This is a genomic window from Sulfobacillus harzensis (assembly GCF_012933365.1).
Taxonomy (GTDB): Bacteria; Bacillota; Sulfobacillia; order Sulfobacillales; family Sulfobacillaceae; genus Sulfobacillus_B; species Sulfobacillus_B harzensis.
On record NZ_JABBVZ010000010.1, the window covers coordinates 38,594 to 62,365 of the forward strand.

A 23,772-nucleotide genomic window follows, 5' to 3' on the forward strand; every position below is an offset into this window, starting at 1 on the left:
CCTCCCGTCATTGCGACTTGGTTGGAGCGGCTTTTCGCAGCTGTTGCACCAGCGGCACTAACGCGTTCAAGACCTGGTGGCGAATGGCGTCTTCACTGCCGCCGCGGGCCTTTGCGACCACGCGGAGACCAAAGGTGGCCGGGCCCACATCCGCCAATTGCACCTCAACGGTCATCGGCAGCGCCTGAAGGGCCTCTTGAAGTTTTCCGATTAGCTGGGATGGATCCAGACTAAGATCGAGGTCAAAGCGCAGGCGCACGGTCTGGCTTTGACGTCGCTGATAATTGTGAACGGCGGCCTGAATCAAAACACCGTTGGGAACCTGCAATGGGACCCCTTCGTCCGTCATTAGCGTGGTATAGGCGAGATTGATGTCCGTGACCACGCCACGATAGGCGGGGACCGTGGTGTCGTGGGCGAAGGACGGCATCAATAGGGGATATTGCCACGCGACGAAGGCGATGCGGTCTCCGACCTCGAAAGGATGAAAAATCACCAGCCCTATGCCCGCGATGAGATTGGAAAAGAAGCTTTGGCCCGCGAGTCCTAAAATGACCGTCAGAAAGGCCGAGCCAAATACGACCGAGGACAGGCCGACTCCGAAGGCGGCCAGCAAGGCCAGCGCGATGGCGAGATAAAGCACCAAGCGGGCCATGAATCGAAGCGATGTGGCGCGGCGGGAGCCGATGCGCTCAGCCGACAAATTCTTCAGCCAGCGCTCCACAAGCCAGGAAATGGCGCCGCCATCCAACAGCACGATTAAGGCGCGGATGAGATCGCCATAATGATGTTGGAAGGAATGTGGCAGATGTTTCAAGGCCACTTCCAGTCCAATGCCGATGAGGAGCACCAGGATAATGATCCACCCGGTTCGGGTTCGCTTCGGTTGATTGTTCATACCGACCTCCTGGCAATAGGGTACCATGCGGGTCAAAGAAAGGGGACTGCCATGCACTGGGAGTATGACGGGGAGGGCAGGGCGCGCCGCCTTGTGGTGTGCGCCGGGCTTCGCTGCCGGTGGAAGGGGTCCCGCGCCTTGGCCCGCCGCGCCAAGGCTTCGGCAGCGGTGGTGGAGAGCCAGTGTCTCGGTCTTTGCCCCAAGGCCCCGGTGGTGGTGCTCTATCCGCGAGGCCTATGGCTGGGATGCATGACGCGGGAAGCCCTGGATCTGCTCATGGAGGGAACGGTTGACCCAAGATTGCGGGCCAAACTCCTTGGGGATTTGAGGAACGGATACGAGGGCTGAAAAAAACCGGCGCTGGATCTTTACCCAAGCCCTCGAGTGATCTACACTAGCTTCGGGAACACTGACCTTTAAACTAGTTCTGCGAGACTGGTAAGGAGCAGGGAGTCGCTCTAACCATATGCGGGTTGGGGCGTTTTTTATGGGATTTTTTGAGGAAGGGCGGGCGAACGTGGCATTATTGTTGGACGCCGAGAGCTTAGCGCGGGTGTTGATGCGTATGGCGCATCAAATCGCGGAAAAGAATGCCAACATGGAGGACGTGGTGCTGGCGGGGATCCGCACGCGCGGAGTGCCGCTGGCGGAGCGCATTGCCGCCAACCTCGGGCGGATTGAAGGCGTAAGGCCGCCCGTCATCGCGATCGATATTGAGCCGTACCGCGACGATCGCGAACATCCGAAACGGCGCGCCAGTTGGATTAGTGAAATCACGTTGGCCGATCGCGTGGTGGTGCTGGTGGATGACGTGTTGTATACCGGACGGACGGTCCGGGCGGCTTTAGATGCCACCGTGGATCAAGGGAGGCCGCGAGCGGTGCAATTGGCGGTGTTGGTCGACCGAGGACACCGGGAATTGCCCATTCGCGCCGATTTTGTCGGCAAAAATATACCCACCGCTCGCAGTGAAATCGTTCGGGTGAATTTGATGGAAGTCGATGGTGTGGACGCGGTGACGCTGGAGAAAGAGGGGACCGAGGATTAACAATCTCTTAGCACTGGAGGGCCTCGCTAAAGCGGACCTCGAGCAGTTGTTGGAGGGCGCCGCGAGATTCCGCCGCGATGTCGTCGACACGCCGGTGAAAAAGAGCGCGCGGCTTCGCGGGCGGGCCTGTGTCAATCTCTTCTTCGAAGCGAGCACGCGTACCAAGACCTCCTTTGAACTGGCGGGCAAATATTTGGGAGCCGATGTCATCAATTTTCAAAGCCGGGGTTCCAGTGTGGAAAAGGGCGAGACTCTCTATGATACGGCTCTTAATGTTGAGGCCATGGCCGCCGACGTACTGGTGGTGCGCCACAGCGCCTCGGGGGTGCCCGCCGAACTGCAGCGGCATCTGGATATCCCAGTTGTCAATGCGGGTGACGGACATCATGAACATCCCACCCAAGGTCTGCTGGACTTGAAAACGGTCTGGGATGCCAAGGGACATTTGGACAACCTTTCCGTGGTGATTGTCGGGGACATTTTACATAGCCGGGTGGCGCGTTCAGACTTGTGGGGCTTTTTGACCATGGGATCGCACGTGACGTTGGTGGGCCCGCCGATTATGCAGCCCTTGGGTCTGGTAAACGAGCGGGTGCGGGTGACGTCGGATATGGACGCGGCCATCCAAGACGCGGATGTTGTGCAGGTTTTGCGGATCCAAAAAGAGCGGCAAGCGATGGTTGGCATGCCCTCCGAGGAGGAGTATCGGGAGCGCTGGGGCTTGACTGCGGCACGTGCTGGGGCGCTTCGCCCGGACGCGGTGATATTGCATCCTGGCCCTCAAAACCGCGGGGTGGAGATTGACTCTCTGGTGATGGACGACCCTCGCGCAAAGATTTTGACCCAAGTGCGAAACGGCGTGGCGGTCCGCATGGCGGTGTTGGATCAATTGATAGGGGGACAGGATGACAACTGAGGCCATCAGAATTCGCGGGGGGCGCATCATCGATCCCTATCGGGGTCTGGATCATGCCGGTGAGGATATCCTCATTGTCGATGGTCGGTTTGCGACCGGAACGGAGGCCGGGAAGAGGCCCGTCCGCATCATTGACGCCCAAGGGCTTTGGGTGGTGCCCCGGATTGTGGATATGCATGTGCACCTCCGTGAACCAGGACAGACGCACAAAGAAACCATTGAAAGCGGCAGCCGGGCCGCGGCCCGCGGCGGAGTCGCGGTCGTGGGGGCCATGCCTAATACCACCCCCGTGATGGACACGCCGGAGCTCGTGCAATGGGTCCAGTGGAAGGGGGATGCGATCGGACTGACGCGTGTGTGGCCGATTGGGGCCGTCAGCCGAGACAGCGCCAGCGAGGAGTTGGCCGATTTATACCGCATGCAGGAAGCGGGGGCGGTGGCCTTTTCCGATGACGGCAGGCCGGTGGGCTCGAGTCGTCTGATGCGGGCCGCTCTTTCTTACTCCGCAACGCTGAGGACTCCCATCATCAACCATGCGCAGGATCCGTCGCTCTCGGCTGGGGCAGTCGTCAACGAGGGGCCCATAGGCGGGAAGATGGGGCTGGCGGGGATGCCGGAGGCGGCGGAGTCGGTGATGGTGTGGCGGGACGTACTGCTGGCGGGGCTCACCGGCGGGCGTCTGCATGTGGCCCACGTGACCGCACCAGAAAGTCTTGAGGCGCTTTCATACGCACGCTCGCACCATTTTCTTGTCAGTGCCGAGGCGACTCCCCATCATTTGCTGTTGAGCGAAGATGCGCTCCAAGAGTGGGGTTACGATCCCGTGACCAAAGTGAACCCGCCGCTGCGTACTGTGAGCTCGCGCCGGGCGCTCATCCTTGCTATGACCCAGGGCCTGGTTGAGGTGGTGGCCAGCGACCACGCGCCGCATCATGCCGACGAGAAGGCAAGGCCCTATGGGGACGCGCCCTTTGGCATCAGCGGGCTTGAAACATTGGTGGCAGGTGTGATTACGGCTCTGGTGCAGCCGGGTCACATGACACCGCTTCAAGCCATGGCGCTCTTGACCCGGGGGCCGCATCAGGCGCTGAATCAACCGTATGCCGGAATTTCCCCCGGCGAAGTGGCGGACGTGACCTTGATTGATCCGCAAAAAAGCTGGGTGGTCGATCCGGCGCGGTTCTATTCTCAAGGGAAAAACACCCCCTTTGCGGGACACACCTTGGTAGGAGACGCGGTTTATACCATTGTCGGGGGTCAGATTGTGATGGAAGAAGGGGAGGTGCTTCATGCAGGGCTATCTAATCTTCGCTGACGGCACCCGTTTTGACGGGACCTATGTAGGCTCGGAGGATTGGGCTGGTCGCGGCGAGGTGGTGTTTAACACGGCCATGACCGGCTATCAGGAGATTCTGACCGATCCGTCGTATTTTGGGCAAATTGTGGTGTTGACCTACCCTCTAATTGGGAATTACGGCACCTTCGCTGAGGCGGCTGAATCCTTGTATCCCTGGGTGGAAGGGTTGGTCGTGCATCGGCTGGAATCTCAACCATCCCATCACCCTGAGGCGCACCCCTTGGCCGAGTATCTGTCCGCCTATCAGAAACCGCTCTTAACCGATGTAGACACCCGCGCCTTGACCCGCTATCTTCGTGAGCACGGTACGGAGCGGGCGGTCATGGTGCCGGCCAGCATTGGCCCAGATGAGGCACTGGCGCGCTTGGCCGATTACGATTTAAGAGATGCGGTCTTCAAAGTGACCACGCCCGCCCCTTATGAGATTGGAGGACCGGGTCCTCGGATTACGGTCATGGACTATGGGGTCAAGAATTCCATTCTGACCGAACTGACCAAACGCGGCGCGGCCATCACGGTACTGCCGGCAGGAGCTTCGCCGGAGGATTTGGCGAAAACGCGGCCGGACGGCGTGGTGCTCTCCAACGGACCGGGCGATCCGGCGACCATCCCCGAGGTGCTGCCCACCGTCCGCTACGCTCTGGAACACTATCCCACCTTTGGCATTTGTCTGGGCCATCAATTAATTGGTCTAGCGGAGGGGGCCCGCACCTACCCGTTAAAGTTTGGGCATCACGGGGCCAACCATCCCCTCTTTGACCATCGGGCCGGCCGGGTGCTGATTACCAGCCAAAATCATGGCTATGCGGTGGATGCCGCGACGCTCAAGGATCGCTACGAGGTGCGTCTGACTCATCTGCATGACCAGACGGTGGAGGGGATTCGTCACCGGGAACGGCCCATTTTGTCCGTGCAGCACCATCCCGAGGCCGGACCCGGTCCCTCCGACTCACTCTATTTGTTCGATGAATTTCTTAAGACGGTAACTGGCGAGGAGGGTGGCCATGCCTAAGCGGCCGGAATTAAAGCGGGTGCTGGTGATTGGGTCGGGTCCGATTGTCATTGGCCAAGCGGCCGAGTTTGACTACGCGGGAACCCAGGCCTGCCGGGCCCTCAAAGAAGAGGGGGTTGAGGTCATCCTGGTGAACTCCAACCCGGCGACTATCATGACAGATTTATCGGTGGCCGATGTGGTCTATATCGAGCCCTTGACGGTTTCCTTCCTCGCTTATGTGCTGGGCAAGGAGCGTCCGGATGGGGTGCTGGCTACGCTGGGTGGACAGATGGGGCTGAACCTAGTGTCATCGCTGGCACGTGCCGGGGTCTTGACCGATTTGGGCATTGAGCTGTTGGGAACCCAATTAGGGGCGATTGAGATGGCGGAAGATCGCGAAGCCTTCCGCAGTCTCATGATGCGGCTTGGCCATCCCATTTCCCAATCGCAGACAGTTACCACCGTGGAAGACGGACTCAAGTTTGCCGCCCAAATTGGGTACCCGGTGGTGTTGCGTCCTGCCTATACCTTGGGAGGGAGCGGTGGAGGATTTGCCCACAGCGAAGAGGAGTTGCTGGAGCGGCTGCCCCACGCCTTAGCGGCTAGCCCGATAGGCCAGGTGTTGGTTGAGGAATCCATTGCCGGATGGAAAGAAGTGGAGTATGAGGTCGTCCGGGACAGCGCCGGCAACGCTGTGGTCATCTGCAACATGGAGAATTTTGATCCGGTCGGTGTGCATACCGGCGACTCCATTGTGGTGGCGCCATCCCAAACCTTGACGGATCGGGAATATCACATGCTGCGCCACGCCTCGTTGGATATTGTTCAGAATCTGGGCATCGAGGGCGGGTGCAACGTCCAGTTTGCGTTGTCCAAGACCGGCGAGTACCGGGTGATTGAGGTCAACCCCCGCGTATCCCGTTCCTCGGCTCTGGCGTCCAAAGCGACCGGCTATCCCATTGCCCGCATTGTGGCCAAAATTGGCCTGGGACTCACCCTGCCGGAGATAAAGAATCCGGTCACCGGGAAAACGTCCGCAGCGTTTGAGCCGGCACTGGACTACGTGGTGGTGAAAATTCCGCGCTGGCCGTTTGACAAGTTCCCAGAGGCCGATCGACAACTGGGCACGCAAATGAAGGCGACCGGCGAGGTCATGGCCATTGACCGCACGTATGAAGCGGCGTTGCAAAAAGCGGTGCGCTCGCTGGAGGTGGGGCGCATTGATGTCGCCGGAGGTCCGGAGACGGCGGCCGATGACGAGACCCTTTCCCGCTTGGCCTTGACTCCGACGGATCAGCGGCTCTTCTATCTCGCGGAAGCGTTGTGGCGGGGCCGGAGTGTACAAGAGCTAGCGGCAGGAACCGGCATCGATCCCTGGTTCCTTCAAGGGCTGTCCCACATCATCGAAGCGGAAAAAGGGCTGGCTGGCGCGCCGGACCAGTGGCGGGCGAAGCTTCCCGATCTAAAGGCGCTAGGGGTGGCGGATCGCCGCATTGCCGAGCTTGCGGGGACCAGCGAAGACGCCGTACGCGAAGAGCGCAAGACGCGAAATATTCGCCCCGGCTACCGCATGGTGGATACCAGTGCGGCGGAATTTCCAGCCGAAACGCCCTACTTTTATTCCGCCTACGATCGGGACAACGAAGCCACGCCTTTGCCGGGACGGAAAATGGTGGTGCTCGGCTCCGGACCCATTCGCATCGGGCAGGGAATCGAGTTTGACGCCGCGTCCGTGTACGCCTTGGAGTCCTTGCGAGCTCGCGGATACCGGGCCATTATGATTAACTCCAATCCGGAAACGGTCTCGACCGACTTCAATGCCTCTGACCGGCTCTACTTTGAGCCGCTCACATTAGAGGATGTGTTGAACATTGTGGATTTGGAGCAGCCCGACGGAGTTTTGGTGCAATTTGGGGGACAGACCGCCATCAACTTAGCCCAAGGCTTGGCGTCCCACGGAGTGCCGATTGTCGGTACCAGCCTTGAAGGCTTGATGCGGGCGGAAGATCGCCACCTGTTCGATCAACTGCTGGAAGAGCAGCACTTGCGCCGTCCGCCCGGTCTCACGGCCACCAACACCAGCGAAGCGTTGGAGGCGGCTGAAAAACTGGGTTTCCCCGTGTTGGTGCGGCCCTCCTTCGTGTTGGGCGGCCGGGCGATGCGCATCATTGACGACCACGAGGCCCTGCGCCAATATCTCTTGGTCAATCGCGAGATCGGTCGGGACCGCCCCTTGCTTCTGGACCGGTATATGAACGGCATCGAGTTGGAGGTTGATGCTGTCAGCGATGGCAAGCGCGTGGTGATTCCCGCCGTCATGGAGCATGTCGAGCGCGCCGGGGTGCATTCGGGCGATTCGGTGGCGGTGCTCCCGCCAGTGCGGGCCAGTCAGGCGGTGGTGGAAGAGGTAGTGCGCATCACCGAAATACTCTGCCGCAGCTTACAGGTCAAGGGGCTGCTTAACATCCAATTTGTGGTTGTGGATGGCACCGTCTACGTGATTGAGGCCAATCCGCGCTCGAGCCGCACCGTCCCCTTTCTCATCAAAGCCACCCATCTTCCCTTAGTCGATTTGGCCATTGAGGCAGCGGTCACCGGCAAACTGCCCGGTACCATAGGCGACGGGCTTCAGCAAGCACCGGAGTATTATGCGGTCAAAATGCCGGTCTTCTCCTTCTCCAAATTAGGGCAGGTCGATGCCGCGCTCGGCCCGGAAATGAAGTCCACCGGCGAGGTCATGGGAATTGACCAGGATTTGCCCCGCGCGCTGTATCGAGCGTTGGTTGCGGGGGGCTTCCGCTTGTCTCGGGGAGGCCGCATTCTCGCGACCATTGCCGATGCCGATAAAGAAGAGGCGTTGCCGCTGTTGCAGGAACTGGCGGACATGGGATATCGCCTGTATGCGACCAGTGGTACATGGGCGATGCTGTCCAGCCATGGGGTGGCCGCAACCCCCGTGTATCGCCTCGGCGAGCGCCGGCCCCACCTGGTCGACCTTATCCGCGAAGGCCAATTCGAGCTGGTGATTAATACCATCACGCATGGTGGACAGCGAGAACGCGAAGGGTTTCTGATTCGCCGTACGGCGGTGGAACGTGGTGTGCTGTGCATGACCTCTCTGGATACCGTTTCCGCAGCCATTGATGCATTGAAGGGTCGCAGCCAACGGCCTTTCGAAGTGCACTCGTTAAATGAGTGGAAAAAAGGAGAAACCCATGGCGCACGCGTTTAAGGCTCGTATTGTCGAGCGTCGGGAAACGGCGCCCGATCATGTGGAATTCATTCTTCAGAGTCCAGCATTGGCAGAGGCGCTGCCGGGACAGTTTTGTCACGTGCTTACGCCGGGCATGTTGCGTCGTCCCATCTCTTTTTCCCGCATTGACCGCGAGTCGGGAACAGTGGGCTTGCTGTTGCAGGTGGTGGGATCCGGCACCGCCTGGCTATATTCGCGTCAAGCAGGAGACTATCTCGATGTCTTGGGGCCGCTCGGGCGGGGTTTTGATCCACCCCGGCCCGATCGCCCCTGGATTCTTATTGGTGGGGGAGTAGGCATCCCGCCTATCTTCGCCGCCCTAAAAGCCTGGCAAGGGGCGGTCCGGGCGCCCATTCGCGTGGCGCTGGGAGCGCGAACCGCGGATTATCTGATTATGCGGCAAGACTTTCACGCGCACGGTCTTGACCCATGGCTTGCGACCGATGATGGGTCCCTGGGGCGGCAGGGATACGTGGTGTCCCCCCTGCCGGAATGGCTTCAAGAGTTTCCCCAAGCCGAGGTCATGGCCTGCGGACCGACGCCCATGTTGGCGGCTGTAAGCCGGATTGCCGCCGGTCGTCCGGCCCGGGTGCAACTTGCTCTCGAGCAGCGCATGGGATGCGGCATTGGGGCGTGTCTCGCGTGTGTTGTGGAGGCTCAACCGGTGGGGCCGGATGGCCCCCGCTATCGGCGGGTCTGCACCGATGGTCCGGTGTTCTTGCGGGAGGAGTTGGTTTTTTGATGGATTTAGCCGTTCAACTGCCACGTGGACTCCGATTGAGGAACCCCATTTTGGCGGCGTCGGGTACTTTTGGTTTTGGTCCGGAATATGCGGCCTATGTGGACTTGAATCGGCTTGGCGGCGTCAGCGTTAAAGGCATTTCGCCCGATCCCTGGCGGGGCAACCCGCCGCCTCGGGTATGGGAAACGGCGGAGGGACTGTTAAATTCCATCGGTTTACAGAATCCCGGCATGGAGGCCTTTCTTCAAGACGACATTCCCTTCTTAAAGACAGTGGATACCGCCGTGGTGGCCAATATTATCGGCCACACCACCGAGGAATATCAGCGCGTAGCGGCTCGCTTGGCGGAGGAGCCGCGCATCAATGCGTTCGAGATTAATATCTCCTGTCCCAACATCAAGGAAGGCGGCATCCAGTTTGGTCATGATCCAGAGCAGGCCTTTGCGGTCACCCGGGCCGTCCGCCAGGTGACTGACAAGCCGTTGATGGTCAAGGTGTCGCCGAATACGGCCGAGCCTTGGGTAATTGCCGAGGCCGCGGTGGCGGCGGGCGCGGACATGATTTCCGCGATTAACACTCTCGTGGGGATGGCCATCGATCTCAAAAACCGCCGTCCGGCGTTGGGGGGACGCACGGGGGGGCTTTCCGGACCCGCCATTAAGCCGGTTGCGGTCCGTATTGTCTATGAGTTGGCGTCCCGTTTGAGCGTCCCGATTATTGGCATGGGCGGCATCCAGTCGGTGGAGGACGTACTGGAGTTCTTGATGGCTGGAGCGTCGGCGGTGATGGTCGGCACGATTACCTTTCAACACCCGGAGCGCATGGTCGAGATTATTGAACAGTTGCCGAAGGTGCTGGCGGACTATGGCTTTGCCAGCGTGAGCGACGCCGTGGGAGCGGCGCTCCCGCCAAAGGAGGCGCAGGTATGACCAAGAGACTCTGGGTCGCGTTGGACGTCCCCCAGCGCGACCAGGCGGAAGCGATTTTAGAGCGCCTCGGATCCCATCGCCACATCAAGGTGGGGATGGAACTCTACTATCGCCTCGGTCCGGATTTTGTTCGCCAGCTAGTCGATCGAGGATATCATATCTTTTTGGACTTAAAGTGCCATGACATTCCCCGGACGGTGGGAAGGGCGGTGGCCGCAGTGCAGAGCCTGGGCGCCGAAGTTTTAACCGTCCACGCCCAAGGGGGCTTGGAAATGCTTGAAGCGGCCCGCCAGGAAGCGGGCACGATGTCGGTGGTGGCGGTCACCATGTTGACCAGTCTGGATCAAGCATTGCTGCAGGATCTGGGCATTTCGGTCCCTTTGCCCGAGCTGGTGGAGCGGGCAGCCGATCTTGCTCGCCGCGCAGGATTGGCTGGGGTGGTGGCAGCGAGTCCGGAAATAGGACGCATACACCATCGGTGGCCGGGAGCGCGCATCATCGTGCCCGGAATTCGTTTTCCAGGTCAGGATACGGGCGATCAGCGGCGCGTGGCCGGGCCGGCTGAGGCGGTGGCGGCGGGGGCGACGGATTTGGTCGTGGGCCGCCCCATTGTTGCCGCATCCGATCCCGCCGAGGCTTTGTCGCGATTCGTTGCGGCCATGTCACAATGAAATGAGAGGGGAACCCATGACCAGTACTTGGAACACGGAGCGCGGCTGGGAAAGTCTAAAACGCTCGGGCGCTCATTTGGAAGGCCATTTCTTGTTGACCACCGGTCGTCATTCGAACCAGTTCTTTCTTCTCGCCCGATTGACGGAGCATCCCGATTTGCTGGAACCCTGGGCCGAGGCCCTGGCAGAGCGGCTCAAACCGTATCAACCGCATGCGGTGGTGGGACCAGCAGTCGGAGGTATCATTCCCGCTTATGCGGTGGCTCATCATTTGCCGGGCACACGGGTGTTGTTTGCCGAAAAGAGCGAGGATGGCGGTATGAAGTTCAAGCGCGGGTTTCGACTCATGCCCGGCGAGCGCGTCGCGGTGGTGGAAGATGCGGTCACCACCGGGAGTTCCGTCGCCAAGGTGATCGATGCGGTGCGAGACGCCGGGGGCGTGCCGGTGGCAGTGGGGGCGCTGGTGGATCGCAGTCAATCCCCACTCCTGTTTCATGAGCCATTTGAGGCGCTACTGCGGGTCGCCAATATCCCCAACTGGGACCCGGCCGCGTGTCCCTTGTGTGCTCAAGGAGTCGCGTTGTCCCGCCCTAAATCTTGATGATTCGTGAGGCCGTCCAGTCTAACTAGGCGTCTCAGGGCGAAGAAGGAGCTCACAGCTAGAAAGCGCTGCTGAGGGCAGCGCTTTCTGAGGCTCTCGCGTTCAAGCTGTACGCCGAGGTGAACTAGGAGCTGGGATTTCTGGATGGGAATTTGCGGCCTTTGGAATGTTCGGTGCCGGATGAAACAGCAGCCGTCGGCCAGCCCAGTCGTGAAATGCCCAATGATCCAGACCCCAATAGGCGACAGCCGGCCCGATGGCCAGCATGATGACTTCGAGCGTGAACATAGCCGGATTCACCGTCGCCGATCCTGACAACATATAGGCTAAGTTCATCACCAGCGCACCGATTAAAGCGGTTCCGGTGAAAACGCCGAGGATGAGGCCAATGCCGCACGCCAACTCCCCGAACGTCACGACAATACTCCAGAACCCCGCGGTAGGCAGGAACAGCACGTGCACCAGCCATGCCCATTCGGCGGTAACCTGGGCGTGCGCCCCGGATGATTGCGCGAGTGCTCCCTGAAGATATCCGGTCACTGCGGTGCCAGCCTTGGCCCCGACGTACACCGGAAACGCGCCGAGCTTCTCCAAGGCTGCGTTCAGCCATATATAGCCAAGTCCAATTCGTAAGATCGCCCATACCGGCTTGACGTATGGATGCCTGAGTGCGTTGACCATGACTGCCACCCCCCTGCATGATCGGTTCGGCCCGCTGAGCGTGTCTCACGTAACCGTCCTGCACGTGGCGAACCGAATCTCTACCCTTAGTATCGCCTTGGTCAGGGGATGGAACCAGGATCGAATGGCCCCACCTGTGGGGGCTTCCGCTCCGCTTCAGTGTGCCCGATGGATCTGGCGCACCCTGCGCTTTTCATGCCACAGACAGGGCTTACAAGGAGTCCTGTCTGCGTATTATCAATCTTGTTCGGGTATCGGGAATTCCCAGTAGATGATGGTGCCGTGTTCTTCAATCCGTTGCATGCCCAGTTTCTCAAGAACCCGGATGGATGCCCAGTTGTCCGATAGACACTCCGCTGTAAGGTGGTGCACGGATGACTGTTGCTGCGCCCAGTTGACCAGTGCTCGGGCCATCTCGGTGGCATATCCCTGCCCCCGGTAAGACGGCACGATGTCGTATCCCATTTCGACTAGGCCATTTTCGTTGGGCGGGGACTTGAAGCCCATCGAGCCGATGACAACATTGTCCTCAACGTGGATAATCATTCCACTCCATTCGCCATCGGCGGGATTGTGTTGCAGCCGGACTCGCGTGGTCGGCAACACAAAGCGACGGACGGGGTCATTCGGAAAACCCTTGGCAATTGTCGCCCCCAACAAGGCTTCCAGCCGTGACGGATTGTCCAGGGCCGCGTCAACCAATTCTTGTGTCCAGGAAACCATCGACAGCCGTTCGGTACGTAATTGTGGCAATTGCGTTCGTCCCCTCATTGGTATCACTAGGGACGCTTTCGTCTCCCTCAGTGATTACGATTTTGTTTGGCGCATGGTTAGGTGGCGAACGTGGGCCGTCACAGGCATTCTCCTTTAAGGTGGATTGTGGCTACCATATCGAGGAAAGAGAAACCTGTCAACGAAAAAACGGGGGGCCAAGATGGGGCCGATCGCTCCCCGATCAGCCGTTTCCATTGCGCGCCCAAAATAGCTTGATCCATCCGACACATTCCGCCTGGCCGTCCATAACGTCGGCATAGCAATCATGATTGAGAGCGATCAAAGCGGCGGATGGCCTCAAAAAAGTCTGAGGCGTCGACAAAATAGGGATGGCCCTGCTCGGTCTTCGGCAAGACTTCGCTCACGGCGGCTTTGGCTTGACGGACAGCCCGTGGATAAAGACCGGCAATGTCCTTCAGCCATTGGTGGGCTAGTATTTCGAGATGCGCCCGATCGGGGGCGATGGCGTTCAAGATGCCAAGCGTTTTTCCCTCTTCAGCGCCAATGAGATGGCCGGTCAACAACACCTCCTTGGCCTTCCCCAAACCCATGACCTTGATGAGGCGCAAGGCAAAGGTGCGGCTTAACATGATGCCAATGCGGGCTACGGGGATGCCCATGGCGACGTCGGCGTCGCCGAGACGTAAATCCGCGGCCAACGCTAATTCAAACCCACCCCCGAGGCAATATCCGGATAGCAGGGCGATGACGGGTACGGGGAGCGCCTCGACGGCCGAAATGGCCCGTTCCATCAACGCGAATTCCCGGTTAACGGCCTCATAGTCGAGGCGATTTAATTCGCTGAGGTCAAAGCCGCTGGTGAAGTGGTCGCCTTGGCCGCGAATGATGACGGCGCGTACCGTGTCATTTTGGGATAAAGAGTGGGCATGCTGCTCCAACTCCGCCCACATGCTGTGTGTCATGCAATTGTGATAGCGGGGATTATCCAAGATTAACTCAGCGAACTCCCCTCGAAAGACGCAGTTGACCGATGCCACAAAAGCCCTCCTCATTGTTGCTGGCGTATATTCCTGCGATGCCGCTATCGATCATCGACCAGCTTCTCACTGACCGCACCTAACCGGCGCAGGCGGTCCGTGTTAGGCGTGATATAGAGTGTTTTTTCCCGCTGATAGAGCACCTGTCCGGGCTCGGCGTGGGGACGCTTCCGCACAAACTTGCGGCGGGTGTAGTCCACGGGTACGGTGGATGATCCTTGGGCCGAGGAAAAAAACACTGCCAGTTCGGCCGCATCCAGCAAATCCTCCAAATCCGGGGTCTTTTTGCCAGAGAAGAGCACCACATGCGACCCGGGGGCCTGTTTGGTATGCAACCATATATCATCGGGCCGGGCCTTCTGAAAGGTGAGCTTGGCATTTTCCTCCCGGTTTCGCCCCACCCAGATTTCCAGACCATGCAGACTGACAAAACGCCGAAAGGGTTCGCGGTCATTGTCTTGGCGCCGTCTTTCGGCTGCCTTCTTCAAATGGGATTGGAACCAACTCATGGGATGGGGTTTTTCTGCCTCCATCAGCAGCCGGTTGAGCGTTTCCACCTCGATCTCTAAGGCCGGAATCAACCGCTCCAATGCTTCGTGCCGAGCCTTGATTTTTTTGTAGCGCCGGTAATGGGCCCGAGCTCGATCGGCCGGACTTTCGCCGGGTTCCCGACATAGCTGTACGGGTTGTCCGTCAAATCCGGCAACGTCCAGTTGCAGCAACTGGGGATCGGCGGTAAAGGCATGCTGATAGGTGAGCCATAGGTCGCCCAGCTGTTTTTCGAACTCCCCGGTTTGTTCCCGGGCAACTTGGTACTCGGCGATCTTTTCCCGCAAATGGGTCCGGCGGCTCTGCCATTGGCTTATCAGTTGGGCCTTGAGATTGTTCTCGGCCAAACGGCGCTCGCGCTCGCGAAACACTTCATCGAGCGCCGCCTCAAAATCGGTTGCCGGCTTGGCTTCAAAACCCGGTTGGGGGTAAACCCACACCTCGTCCGTCTGTCGGTTGAAGAGGCGGAACCCCGTTTGGGGAAAGCCCGCGAGGTAATCCTCTCGCAGCGTCTCCCAGTGGCCGCCATCTTCCAGCCAGCGACGGGCCCAGGGCGGCAAATCCCGGGGGTCGCCTGTGACGAGCGGGTTTTTCAGGGGAGGCGGCGGCTCATAGAGCTTGGTCGGCCAGACCATGCGACCCGGGCGGCCGGGGGGGATTTTTCGCCACGCCTCCTTCACCAGCCCCTGGTCGTTCAGCAGAATGAGATTGGTCAGATGTCCGGCCAACTCCACCACCAAAGTCTCCTCGATCGGTTGTCCCCAATCATCGGGACGTTCAATCCCGATGTGCATAATCCGCTCAAACGGCGGCACGGCAATTCGCCGGATGGTAAATGGCACCAACCGTGCAAGCCAGGGAAAAGGCGGGCGCTGAGCGGCCTTCTTGGGCGCTTCTTGGGTCCGGTGCAGCCGTTGCATGCCCGGCTTTAAGACAATCAAAAGTTGTTCGGTTTCTCCGTCGGCGCGTTTTACGGTTAGCCACAAACGGTCGTTAGCCACCGCCAGGCGAATTGCCACGCCGCCCACAAGCCGCTGCCAGCGTGCTTCCATGGCCCGCATGGCCAACGCATCAAAAGGCATGATTCCTCCATCGCCAAACTAGGGTGTGATTAAGCGTATCGCGGATGCCAAGCGTGTGCAATGGTAAACGCGATGGCGGCTAGTAGAATACACGATAGCCGGTAGATTTCCCGGAACCTAGGTGGGATAATAGCGCCATAAGAGGAGGACCGGCATCGGACGGTTCCGCTATTTTATTGTGTTGGGGAGGGATCTAGATGTCGAGCGACGCCGCGCGGGGCGCCCGGGTGCGAGCAATATGGCAGTCGTTGCCATCGGCACGGTTTACAGCCCGCCCTAACTATATTTGGTGGGTTGTAGGCACGGTGTGTATTGGCGCTTTCATGGCGGCGGTGGACGCGAGCATTGTGAATGTCGCCATCCCTGATTTGGCGCATTACTACAATGCGACGGCGAGCATCACCGGCTGGGTGCTGATTTCGTATTTGCTGACGCTGGCCACCTTGCTCACCTTATTTGGCCGCTTGGCCGACATGTTGGGCCGACGGCCACTCTATACATTTGGGTTCTTGGTCTTCATTGTTGGATCGGCCGCTTGCGGTGCGGCACCTTCGCTGGGATTCCTGATTGTTGCACGGGTCTTCCAAGCAGCCGGAGCCGCCATGCTGCAGGCTAATTCGGTCGCGATTATCACCGCTACGGTACCCGCTACGGTTCGTGGAAAAGCGATTGGGTTCCAAGGGTCGGCTCAAGCGGTGGGACTGTCAGTGGGACCAGCGGTAGGGGGAGCGCTCATCGGCCTTTTTGGCTGGCGGGCGATTTTTTATGTCAACGTCCCCGTGGGAATTATTGGCACCCTGATGGCGGCCATGATTCTTCCCAAGGACAAGGTGACGCAGTCCAACACCACGTTCGACTGGTGGGGCGCACTGCTGTTCAGCCCCGCGCTGGTCGCAGTGATGTTGGCGGTGACCATTGCGCCGCATGTCGGCTGGACTTCTCCCGCGGTCCTGGGATTGTTTGTGGCCACCATTGTCTTGTTGGTCGCGTTCATCCGGCGCGAGACGAATTTTCGTGCTCCCTTGGTCGACGTCAAGCTCTTTAAGCTCAAGATTTTCACCATGGGTAACGTGACCGGCCTGTTAAGCTATTTGGTGATGTTTGGGGTGCTGTTCCTCATGCCCTTCTTCTTTGAACGGGTGGGCGGGTTCCCCTCCGCTATTGTGGGGCTTCTGTTGACGGCGGTGCCGATTGGGATGACCGTTGTCTCGCCGCAGGCGGGCGGTTTGGCGGACCGCTATGGATCTCGCCTCTTGACCACCGTTGGGATGGGGGTGAGCGCGCTGGGCGCGTTCATTCTGTCGTTAACGGTGGGACTCAATATTCACCTCATTATTCTCATCTTGGGACTGATTCTGGTGGGAATGGGGCTCGGGATGTTTACTCCGCCCAACAACAGTTCCGTCATGGGCGCGCTGCCGATTACGCGCCTTGGAGTGGGCGGCGGTATCTTGAATATGTCGCGAAGTCTCGGGATGGCATTTGGCACGGCCGTGTCCAGCACGCTGATGGCGGGATTTTTAGCGGCCTACGGTGGCAGACTGACGGGGGGACCCCGAGCGCCCTGGGTCCCGACGATGCGCTGGTCTATCGGGGTGCTGTGCGTCCTAGCGGTGGTGGCGTCGGTGTTATCATTGCTGAAGACAACTAGTGAAAATCGCCAGGAAAATGGCGAGCGCCCCGAGGTTCCCATGGAATTTTGAGAAAGTCCTGGTGAAAAGCAGGAAATTCTCGGGACAATCCATAACTCTCCCGGCAGTGTTGATAGCCAGCCAAGACCGGCCGGACTTAAAGGGGGACTTCACGATGTGGACAGTGGTCTACATTGCGCCAAGCGTGACCGTGGCGGAAAAGATTAAAGAGGTGCTCTCCACGGAAGGCTTGTTGGTGACCTTGAAGACGGTGGAAATGAACCAGGATGGCCGGGGCAGCGTCGAGGTGCGCGTCCCCGAGGGCGAAGCCGAAGAGGCTCATGAAATTCTCGCCGAGCATCTGGGACGGTTATAATCACGAGCGACGGGGAAGAGGGACAGCAGCGTGCAAGTGTACTTGAATGGCGAGTTTATGGCGGAAGAGGAAGCGCGTGTCTCCATCGATGATCGCGGCTTTCTGTTTGCGGACGGGGTGTACGAGGTGGTGCACCTCTATGAGGGACAGCCTTTTGAGTGGGACCGGCATATCGCCCGACTGACGCGGAGTCTCGATGGAGTGAATATCAGCGGCGTGGATGTGCAAACCTTGGTTCCCGTCCGAGACCGCTTGGCCGCGGATGTTCCCACTGGGGAGGCGGCGCTGTATATTCAAATCACACGGGGAACGGAGCGGCGAAAGCATGCGCCGCCTGCGCCCGGCACCATCTCGCCAACGGTGCTGATGTGGGTGCGGCCGGTCACGCCCATACCCGCCGAGACGATCGAGACGGGTGTGTCAGTGATTACCGTTCCCGATGATCGCTGGGCCAAGGTCTGGATTAAGACCATCGGCCTTTTGCCCAACGTACTGGCTAAAGGCAAGGCGGTGGAGCAGGGCGCCTTTGAGGCCATCTTCGTGCGCGACGGCATGGTGACCGAGGCCACCTCCGCCAATGTATTTCGCGTCAAAAACCAGGTGCTTCAGACCGCGCCGGTGACAAATTACATATTGCCGGGCATTACCCGCCAAGTGGTGATCGAATTGGCCCGCCAGGCAGGCTATCAGGTGATTGAGGAGCCGTTCTCGGCGGACGATCTCGGGACGTCGGATGAACTCTTTTTGTCAGGTACTCTGACCGAGGTATTGCCGATTACAGTCGTCGACGGAAAGCGGATTGGGGCGGCCTCGGGACCGGTGGCCCGTCATTTGCTGTCGTTGCTGCATCAACGGGCTGGCCGGGTTTGATCGGGTGAAACCCGGGTACACTCGCCTTTAGGAGGCGAGTGACTTGATTGACGATTTTGACACACTCCGCGACGAAGCCCAAGGGCATTTTCTTGCCTTGGCCGAGCTTTTGCGGGATATGGGATTTGACGATATTTTCAGCCGTCTGGCGGAACTATACTGCGATTTTCGCGACGAGCAGAGTCCCGGGCTGTAGCCGAGTCCGCCAGGCCGGCTGACTGGGGGAGAAGGTTTGTTGCACGTCGTTTTGGTGGAGCCGGAAATCCCGCCGAACACCGGGAATATTGCCCGTACCTGTGCTGCGACCCGCACCCAGCTGCATCTGGTGGAGCCATTGGGATTTTCCCTGGAAGATCGATATCTCCGCCGCGCTGGGGTGGATTACTGGCACCTGGTCGACCTGCGGGTGCATCCCTCGTGGGAGCATGTCGTGGAAAGCTTGACCAATGTGGGCGCATTCCATTTTTTTACCTCCCACGGGGGCACGCGCTATACCGATGTCTCGTACCATGCCAATGATGTGTTGGTGTTTGGGCGCGAGTCGACGGGGTTGCCTGAGGCGATTTTAGATCGCTATCGAGAGGCGTGGCGGGTAATCCCCATGGCTGCCGGGGTTCGGTCGTTGAATCTGTCCAACGCGGTGGCCATTGCCGTTTATGAAGCTCAGCGCCAGCTGAAGTATCAACCGCTCGGCTAAGTTCTCCGTCTATCATGCTGTCCATATACTGAAGCGGAGGGTCAGCATGTCTTTAGTGATCGTGCTGGTGGCGGGCATGGTGCTGATTGTGCTCTCCGCCGACTACTTTACCAACGGCGTGGAATGGCTGGGCTATCGGCTGGGTCTCGGCGAAGGGGTGTCAGGCTCGCTGCTGGCGGCCTTGGGAACGGCGCTGCCGGAAACGTTGGTGCCCCTGATGGCGTTTATCGCCGGCGGCATTCGCGGGGGACAGGCGCATCAGGGCATAGGCCTTGGGGCGATTTTGGGCGCACCGTTTATGTTGTCAACGCTCGGCTTTAGTGTGATTGGCGTTGGCGTCTGGCTCAGCGGGCAACGGCGCCAAGGGCTGGCCGTGTCCAAAGAGGCCATGCTCGCCGATTTACGTTTTTTTCTGCTGGCCTTTGGCCTGGTGATTATCACCGCTTGGCTCCCGGAGCAGTTCCATGTGCTCGTGGCGCTGGTATTGGTTGGCGGGTACGGGTATCACGCCTGGCAGCTTGTCAAGCAGGGTCGCGGTGCCGCGCCAGAGTCGGCGCCAGACCAGCCACTCCATTTTCATCCGCGATCGCAGCCTTCGACGGTCATGGTGGCGCTGCAGGTGATGGTGGCACTCTTTGGGTTGGTCGTGGGTGCTCACTTTTTCGTCTCCGGGCTGGAAGGCGCGACAGGGTGGGTCAAGCTTTCCGGATTTTTGGTCTCGGTTATTGTGACGCCTCTGGCCACGGAGCTTCCCGAGGTTCTCAACAGCGTGATTTGGATTCGCCGTGGCAAAGGAGCCTTGGCTGTCGGCAACGTGACCGGCGCCATGGCCTTTCAAGCCTCCTTAGTGCCGGCGCTGGGCATTTTCATGACCAGTTGGCGCTTTTCCCTATGGGAGATGGTGACCGCAGTGCTGGCCTGGGGAGCGGCACTCTGGACTCTGGTGCGGTCCCGCGACGGGGTGCTCCACCTCGCAGAACTCTTTGCCGCCGGTCTCTTTTATCTCCTATTTATCCTGTTGGTGGCAGCCATTTTGTGAGCGTTGCCGGAATGGGCAGAATAAGGCATGAGTCCAATTAGGGGGGATATCATGCCAAAATCTAATACGCCTGGTACACTAAAGTCAAAGGCCCGGTCATCAACGGCTAAGCGTGAGCCCACGCCCGAGGAGTTGGAGAACTCTCGGCTTAAGGTGGAAGCGGCGCGCGCCTTGGGGCTCTGGGAAAAGGTTGAGGCGCAAGGATGGAGTGCCTTGACCGCGGCCGAAAGCGGCCGCATTGGGGGCTGGATGACCCGCATTCGCTTTCAGGAAAAGCGTCGGGACGCCAAAACACCCAACGCATAAGGAGGCTATGATGTACTGGCAGGATCTCACCACCAAGACCTTTCGCGAAGAGGTGCTGGGCCGGATTGATACAGCCATTTTGCCGACCGGCAGTGTGGAGGCGCATGGTCAACATTGTCCCTTGGGGACGGATAATATCGCGCCGTGGTATTTTGCCGAGCAGCTGGAAGCCAAATTTCCGGACCGTGTGCTGATCTTGCCACCGATTCCTTATGGGCATACATGGGAATTAGCTAATTACGCCGGAACGATTTCCGTTTCGACCGAGGTCTTTTCCCGGTATGTGGCGGAAGTAGCCAAAGGGGCACTCGCCTGGGGGATTAAGAATATCGTGCTGATGAATGGCCACGGTGGAAACACCGCTGCTTTGAATGCCGCCATGGAGGAGATTGCCGAGCATGGAGGGCAGGCGGTGCTGGTCAACTGGTGGATTGACTATAGCCGCGATATTCTTACCGTGACAGAAGGCCAGGGCCATGCCGGCGAGGACGAAACCTCGGTCATGCTGGCCATTGCCGGCCCCTTGGTGAAGATGGAGGATGCCTCCTTCAATCCCTATACCCCGAAATACCGGGTTCGCGCGATGGGACTACACGATAAGACTTTGCGTCATGCCACCACGGGCGATGGCCGCACCGGCACCCGCGAAAAAGGGGAGCGTATTGTGGAGCTCTGCACCGCCCGGATGGTGGAGCTCTTGGAAGATCTATGGTCCGACAACCTGTTTTCGCGAAAGGATTAGAAAGGGGCATAACGTGAGCGATATTCGATTAGCGGGGCGCGTGGCGTCATTAGCGCCGTCGCCCACCATGACGCTGGACGCCAAAACGAAGGCGCTGATTGGTCAGGGCCAGGATGTGGTTAATCTCACGGCTGGCGAGCCGGACTTTGACACGCCGGAGCATATTCGCCTGGCCGCGGCGGATGCCATGAACCGCGGGGAAACCCGATACACGCCGGTCGGTGGCACGCCGCGATTGAAGCAGGCGGCGGCCGAACGGCTCAAGCTGGATACGGGGATTGACTATGCTCCTGATCAAGTGTTGGTCTCAGCCGGCGCCAAGCATTCGCTCTATAATGCCGTCATGTCGCTGGTTAATCCGGGCGACGGGGTCCTGTTGCCGGTGCCCTATTGGGTGACCTATCCGGAGCAAATTCGACTGGCCGGCGGCCTGATTGAGTGGGTGCCGATTGCGCCAGCGCACAAAGATGAGCTCACCGTGGAGGATTTGGAGCGGGCCGTGTCCAAGAAGAGCCGGGGTCTTATTTTGAACTCGCCCTCCAACCCGTCGGGGGCGGTGATAGGCCGGGGCCATCTTGAAGAGATTGCCGCCTTTTGCCGCGAGCGCGATCTGTGGGTGATTTCCGACGAAATCTATATGCGATTGGTCTATGATGGCGTGGAGGCGGTGTCAATTGCGTCATTTCCCGGCATGATGGAGCGTACGATTGTCATCAACGGGGTCTCCAAAGCGTACGCCATGACCGGATGGCGCATCGGTTATGCGGCGGGTCCCCGGTCGGTAATTCAAGCCATGGCCAACTTGCAGTCGCAATCCACGTCCAACCCCACCTCGATATCCCAAGCCGCCGCCTTGGCGGCGCTGACGGGACCGCAGGAACCGGTGGAGGAGATGCGGCGCGAGTTTGACCGCCGCCGCCGCTACGCGGTGTCCCGCATTCAGACCATTAAGGGGCTCGAGGTGAACGATCCGAAGGGTGCCTTCTATCTCTGGGTCAACATGGAGCCGCTGGTGGGCCGCACCATCGCCGGCCGTACCATTACCAATGCCGATGATCTGGCATTGGCATGGCTGGAAGAGGCTGGGGTGTCGGTTGTTCCCGGCAGCGGATTCGGGGTGGCCAACTATTTTCGTATGTCCTACGCCACATCCATGGAACGTCTGGCGGAAGGTCTCGACCGCATGGAACGATTATTGGGGGAATGACGGAGGCATGAGTTCGGAACGCATCGGTATTGTGGGGCTGGGGCTTAATAACCGGCCCCTGGTTCCGTTTCTGATGGCAGAAGGTCATACGCTGGAAATCTTCGATCGCCGGTCCCAGGCCGAGTTGGAGGCGGAACTGGAGTCGTTGGGGGTCCACGGGGATGTGGAGATTCATGGCGGGCCCAACTATTTATCGGCGTTGGCCGAAGCCCCGATTGAAACGCTCTATTTAACCCCGGGAATGAAGAAGTTTGGACCGGAGTTGGATGCCCTCAAGGCGCGGGGCGTGCGCTTCACCTGCGAGACCGACTTGTTTTTGACCCATTGTCCCGCACCGGTGATTGGCATTACCGGGTCGGCGGGCAAGACCACCACCACGACGCTGGTTGGCGAGGCGCTGAAACGCGACGGCCGTCGTCCGGTGTTTGTGGGCGGCAACATTGGCGAGCCGCTCTTGCCTCGCTTGCAGGAAATCACCCCAGATTCCTGGGTAGTGATGGAGCTTTCTAGCTTTCAGTTAGATTTGGTTCAGCACAGCCCCCACGGAGCTGCGCTCTTGAACCTTTATCCCAATCATTTGGATGTCCACCGCGACTTTGAGGACTATAAACAGGCCAAAGGCCATATTTTCCGCTTCCAAAACAAAGAGGACTGGGCGGTGGTGCCCTTTGACGATGCGGAGATTCAAGAACTGCAGGAACAAGGGGAAGGCCGTCCTGTGTACTTCTCCCTGCATCAGGAAATTCGGCACGGAGCGTTTCGCAAAAACGGCCAGTTGTGGTGGCGCGGAGGCAATGGAGCCCGACCGGTGGTGGCGGAAAGCGCCTTGAAGCTGATTGGCGCGCACAATGTGGCCAACGCCTTGGCCGCTATTGCCATCGTGGCCTCGGCCGGCGGCGATCTGGGCGCTGCGCAGGATGTGTTGTCGAGTTTCACCGGCGTTCCTCATCGGCTGGAGATGGTGCGCGAGACGGACGGGGTAACCTATATTAATGACTCCATTGCCACGGCCCCGGAGCGCACCATGGCGGCTCTAAAGGCCATCGAGAAGCCCATCGTGTTAATCTTGGGCGGCTACGACAAAAAGCTGCAATATGATACATTAGCCAAGGCGCTGAATGAGAGCTCGGTGAAGGCCATTGTGGCCATTGGAGAGGTCAAGCAGCAGATTGCCGAGGCGGTCGGGCGCTATACTCACATCCCGCTGGTTCTAGAAGAGAGCTTCGACCAGGCGGTGGAGCGGGCAAGCGGCTTGGCCCAACCGGGTGATGTGGTGCTGCTGTCGCCAGCCGCGGCATCTTATGACATGTTTTCAAATTTTGAGGCGCGAGGCCAGCGATTTCGCGAGATGGTGGGCATCATAAGTCAGACGCGATCGGGTTTTCGGGAGTAATTGGAGGTTTAGACGGTC

At 59.3% G+C, this 23,772-nt stretch carries 25 protein-coding genes; 20 read left to right on the plus strand and 5 right to left on the minus strand.

The features are described 5' to 3' along the window. Positions 1-7 precede the first annotated feature (7 nt). Entirely contained in the window at positions 8-898 is an 891-nt protein-coding gene (locus tag HIJ39_RS04625) for a mechanosensitive ion channel family protein (protein ID WP_169097193.1), read from the minus strand. A gap of 51 nt (positions 899-949) precedes the next feature. On the opposite strand from HIJ39_RS04625, the gene HIJ39_RS04630 reads away from it, so the two are divergent. The 10 genes from HIJ39_RS04630 (at position 950) to pyrE (ending at position 11,409) form a co-directional block, all read left to right on the plus strand. After that, on the plus strand, positions 950-1,246 hold the full coding sequence (locus HIJ39_RS04630) for a (2Fe-2S) ferredoxin domain-containing protein (protein ID WP_169097195.1): 297 nt from the start codon (positions 950-952) through the stop codon (positions 1,244-1,246). Between the two features lie 169 nt (positions 1,247-1,415). Next, entirely contained in the window at positions 1,416-1,946 is a 531-nt protein-coding gene (gene pyrR / locus HIJ39_RS04635; RefSeq protein ID WP_420824559.1) for a bifunctional pyr operon transcriptional regulator/uracil phosphoribosyltransferase PyrR, read from the plus strand. 13 nt (positions 1,947-1,959) lie between these two features. Next, positions 1,960-2,862 (plus strand): aspartate carbamoyltransferase catalytic subunit, encoded by a 903-nt coding sequence (locus tag HIJ39_RS04640; RefSeq protein ID WP_207711477.1) that lies wholly within the window; start codon positions 1,960-1,962, stop codon positions 2,860-2,862. Continuing rightward, positions 2,852-4,177, plus strand: a complete 1,326-nt coding sequence (locus HIJ39_RS04645) for a dihydroorotase (RefSeq protein WP_169097199.1) — start codon at positions 2,852-2,854, stop codon at positions 4,175-4,177. The genes HIJ39_RS04640 and HIJ39_RS04645 overlap by 11 nt, the downstream gene beginning before the upstream one ends. Beyond that, positions 4,152-5,231, plus strand: coding sequence for a carbamoyl phosphate synthase small subunit (locus HIJ39_RS04650; RefSeq protein WP_169097201.1), 1,080 nt, complete (start codon positions 4,152-4,154; stop codon positions 5,229-5,231). Before HIJ39_RS04645 ends, HIJ39_RS04650 begins: the two co-directional genes overlap by 26 nt. Continuing rightward, on the plus strand, positions 5,224-8,445 hold the full coding sequence (gene carB, locus HIJ39_RS04655; RefSeq protein ID WP_169097203.1) for a carbamoyl-phosphate synthase large subunit: 3,222 nt from the start codon (positions 5,224-5,226) through the stop codon (positions 8,443-8,445). The genes HIJ39_RS04650 and carB overlap by 8 nt, the downstream gene beginning before the upstream one ends. After that, positions 8,429-9,208, plus strand: a complete 780-nt coding sequence (locus HIJ39_RS04660; protein ID WP_169097205.1) for a dihydroorotate dehydrogenase electron transfer subunit — start codon at positions 8,429-8,431, stop codon at positions 9,206-9,208. The genes carB and HIJ39_RS04660 overlap by 17 nt, the downstream gene beginning before the upstream one ends. Beyond that, positions 9,208-10,137, plus strand: coding sequence for a dihydroorotate dehydrogenase (locus tag HIJ39_RS04665; RefSeq protein ID WP_169097207.1), 930 nt, complete (start codon positions 9,208-9,210; stop codon positions 10,135-10,137). The genes HIJ39_RS04660 and HIJ39_RS04665 overlap by 1 nt, the downstream gene beginning before the upstream one ends. Further along, positions 10,134-10,808, plus strand: coding sequence for an orotidine-5'-phosphate decarboxylase (gene pyrF, locus HIJ39_RS04670; protein WP_169097209.1), 675 nt, complete (start codon positions 10,134-10,136; stop codon positions 10,806-10,808). The genes HIJ39_RS04665 and pyrF overlap by 4 nt, the downstream gene beginning before the upstream one ends. Before the next feature lie 16 nt (positions 10,809-10,824). Continuing rightward, positions 10,825-11,409, plus strand: a complete 585-nt coding sequence (gene pyrE, locus HIJ39_RS04675; RefSeq protein ID WP_169097211.1) for an orotate phosphoribosyltransferase — start codon at positions 10,825-10,827, stop codon at positions 11,407-11,409. 102 nt (positions 11,410-11,511) lie between these two features. Here the strand turns inward: pyrE and HIJ39_RS04680 are convergent, their stop codons facing one another. The 4 genes from HIJ39_RS04680 to HIJ39_RS04695 form a co-directional block, all read right to left on the minus strand. Next, a complete protein-coding gene (locus tag HIJ39_RS04680; protein ID WP_169097213.1) occupies positions 11,512-12,090 on the minus strand; it encodes a DoxX family protein in 579 nt (192 codons plus the stop codon). 237 nt (positions 12,091-12,327) lie between these two features. Next, the gene (locus HIJ39_RS04685; RefSeq protein ID WP_169097215.1) at positions 12,328-12,843 is read right to left on the minus strand and encodes a GNAT family N-acetyltransferase; all 516 of its coding nucleotides are present in this window, start codon (positions 12,841-12,843) and stop codon (positions 12,328-12,330) included. Positions 12,844-13,127: 284 nt separating this feature from the next. Then, positions 13,128-13,862 carry an enoyl-CoA hydratase-related protein gene (locus tag HIJ39_RS04690; RefSeq protein ID WP_169097217.1) on the minus strand — a complete coding sequence of 245 codons (735 nt, stop codon included), beginning with the start codon at positions 13,860-13,862 and terminating at the stop codon, positions 13,128-13,130. A 44-nt stretch (positions 13,863-13,906) separates the two neighbouring features. Then, entirely contained in the window at positions 13,907-15,493 is a 1,587-nt protein-coding gene (locus tag HIJ39_RS04695; RefSeq protein WP_169097219.1) for an Rqc2 family fibronectin-binding protein, read from the minus strand. Between the two features lie 197 nt (positions 15,494-15,690). Between HIJ39_RS04695 and HIJ39_RS04700 the strand changes: the two genes are divergently transcribed. The 10 genes from HIJ39_RS04700 to murD all read left to right on the plus strand — a co-directional run bounded on the left by HIJ39_RS04700 (position 15,691) and on the right by murD (position 23,754). Next, on the plus strand, positions 15,691-17,196 hold the full coding sequence (locus HIJ39_RS04700; protein WP_169097221.1) for a DHA2 family efflux MFS transporter permease subunit: 1,506 nt from the start codon (positions 15,691-15,693) through the stop codon (positions 17,194-17,196). A gap of 103 nt (positions 17,197-17,299) precedes the next feature. After that, positions 17,300-17,500 carry a hypothetical protein gene (locus tag HIJ39_RS04705; RefSeq protein WP_169097223.1) on the plus strand — a complete coding sequence of 67 codons (201 nt, stop codon included), beginning with the start codon at positions 17,300-17,302 and terminating at the stop codon, positions 17,498-17,500. Between the two features lie 30 nt (positions 17,501-17,530). Beyond that, positions 17,531-18,370 (plus strand): aminotransferase class IV, encoded by an 840-nt coding sequence (locus tag HIJ39_RS04710; protein WP_169097225.1) that lies wholly within the window; start codon positions 17,531-17,533, stop codon positions 18,368-18,370. A gap of 43 nt (positions 18,371-18,413) precedes the next feature. Then, complete coding sequence (locus tag HIJ39_RS04715) at positions 18,414-18,566, plus strand: hypothetical protein (RefSeq protein ID WP_169097227.1); 153 nt, start codon at positions 18,414-18,416, stop codon at positions 18,564-18,566. 39 nt (positions 18,567-18,605) lie between these two features. Beyond that, complete coding sequence (trmL, locus tag HIJ39_RS04720) at positions 18,606-19,067, plus strand: tRNA (uridine(34)/cytosine(34)/5-carboxymethylaminomethyluridine(34)-2'-O)-methyltransferase TrmL (protein ID WP_169097229.1); 462 nt, start codon at positions 18,606-18,608, stop codon at positions 19,065-19,067. A gap of 46 nt (positions 19,068-19,113) precedes the next feature. Next, positions 19,114-20,106, plus strand: coding sequence for a sodium:calcium antiporter (locus tag HIJ39_RS04725; protein ID WP_169097231.1), 993 nt, complete (start codon positions 19,114-19,116; stop codon positions 20,104-20,106). 51 nt (positions 20,107-20,157) lie between these two features. Next, on the plus strand, positions 20,158-20,412 hold the full coding sequence (locus HIJ39_RS04730; protein ID WP_169097233.1) for an alpha/beta-type small acid-soluble spore protein: 255 nt from the start codon (positions 20,158-20,160) through the stop codon (positions 20,410-20,412). A gap of 7 nt (positions 20,413-20,419) precedes the next feature. Further along, a complete protein-coding gene (locus tag HIJ39_RS04735; RefSeq protein WP_243239347.1) occupies positions 20,420-21,154 on the plus strand; it encodes a creatininase family protein in 735 nt (244 codons plus the stop codon). A 22-nt stretch (positions 21,155-21,176) separates the two neighbouring features. Continuing rightward, positions 21,177-22,361 carry an aminotransferase class I/II-fold pyridoxal phosphate-dependent enzyme gene (locus tag HIJ39_RS04740; RefSeq protein ID WP_338055076.1) on the plus strand — a complete coding sequence of 395 codons (1,185 nt, stop codon included), beginning with the start codon at positions 21,177-21,179 and terminating at the stop codon, positions 22,359-22,361. 7 nt (positions 22,362-22,368) lie between these two features. Further along, positions 22,369-23,754, plus strand: coding sequence for a UDP-N-acetylmuramoyl-L-alanine--D-glutamate ligase (gene murD, locus HIJ39_RS04745; RefSeq protein ID WP_169097235.1), 1,386 nt, complete (start codon positions 22,369-22,371; stop codon positions 23,752-23,754). The last annotated feature ends 18 nt before the right edge of the window (positions 23,755-23,772 follow it).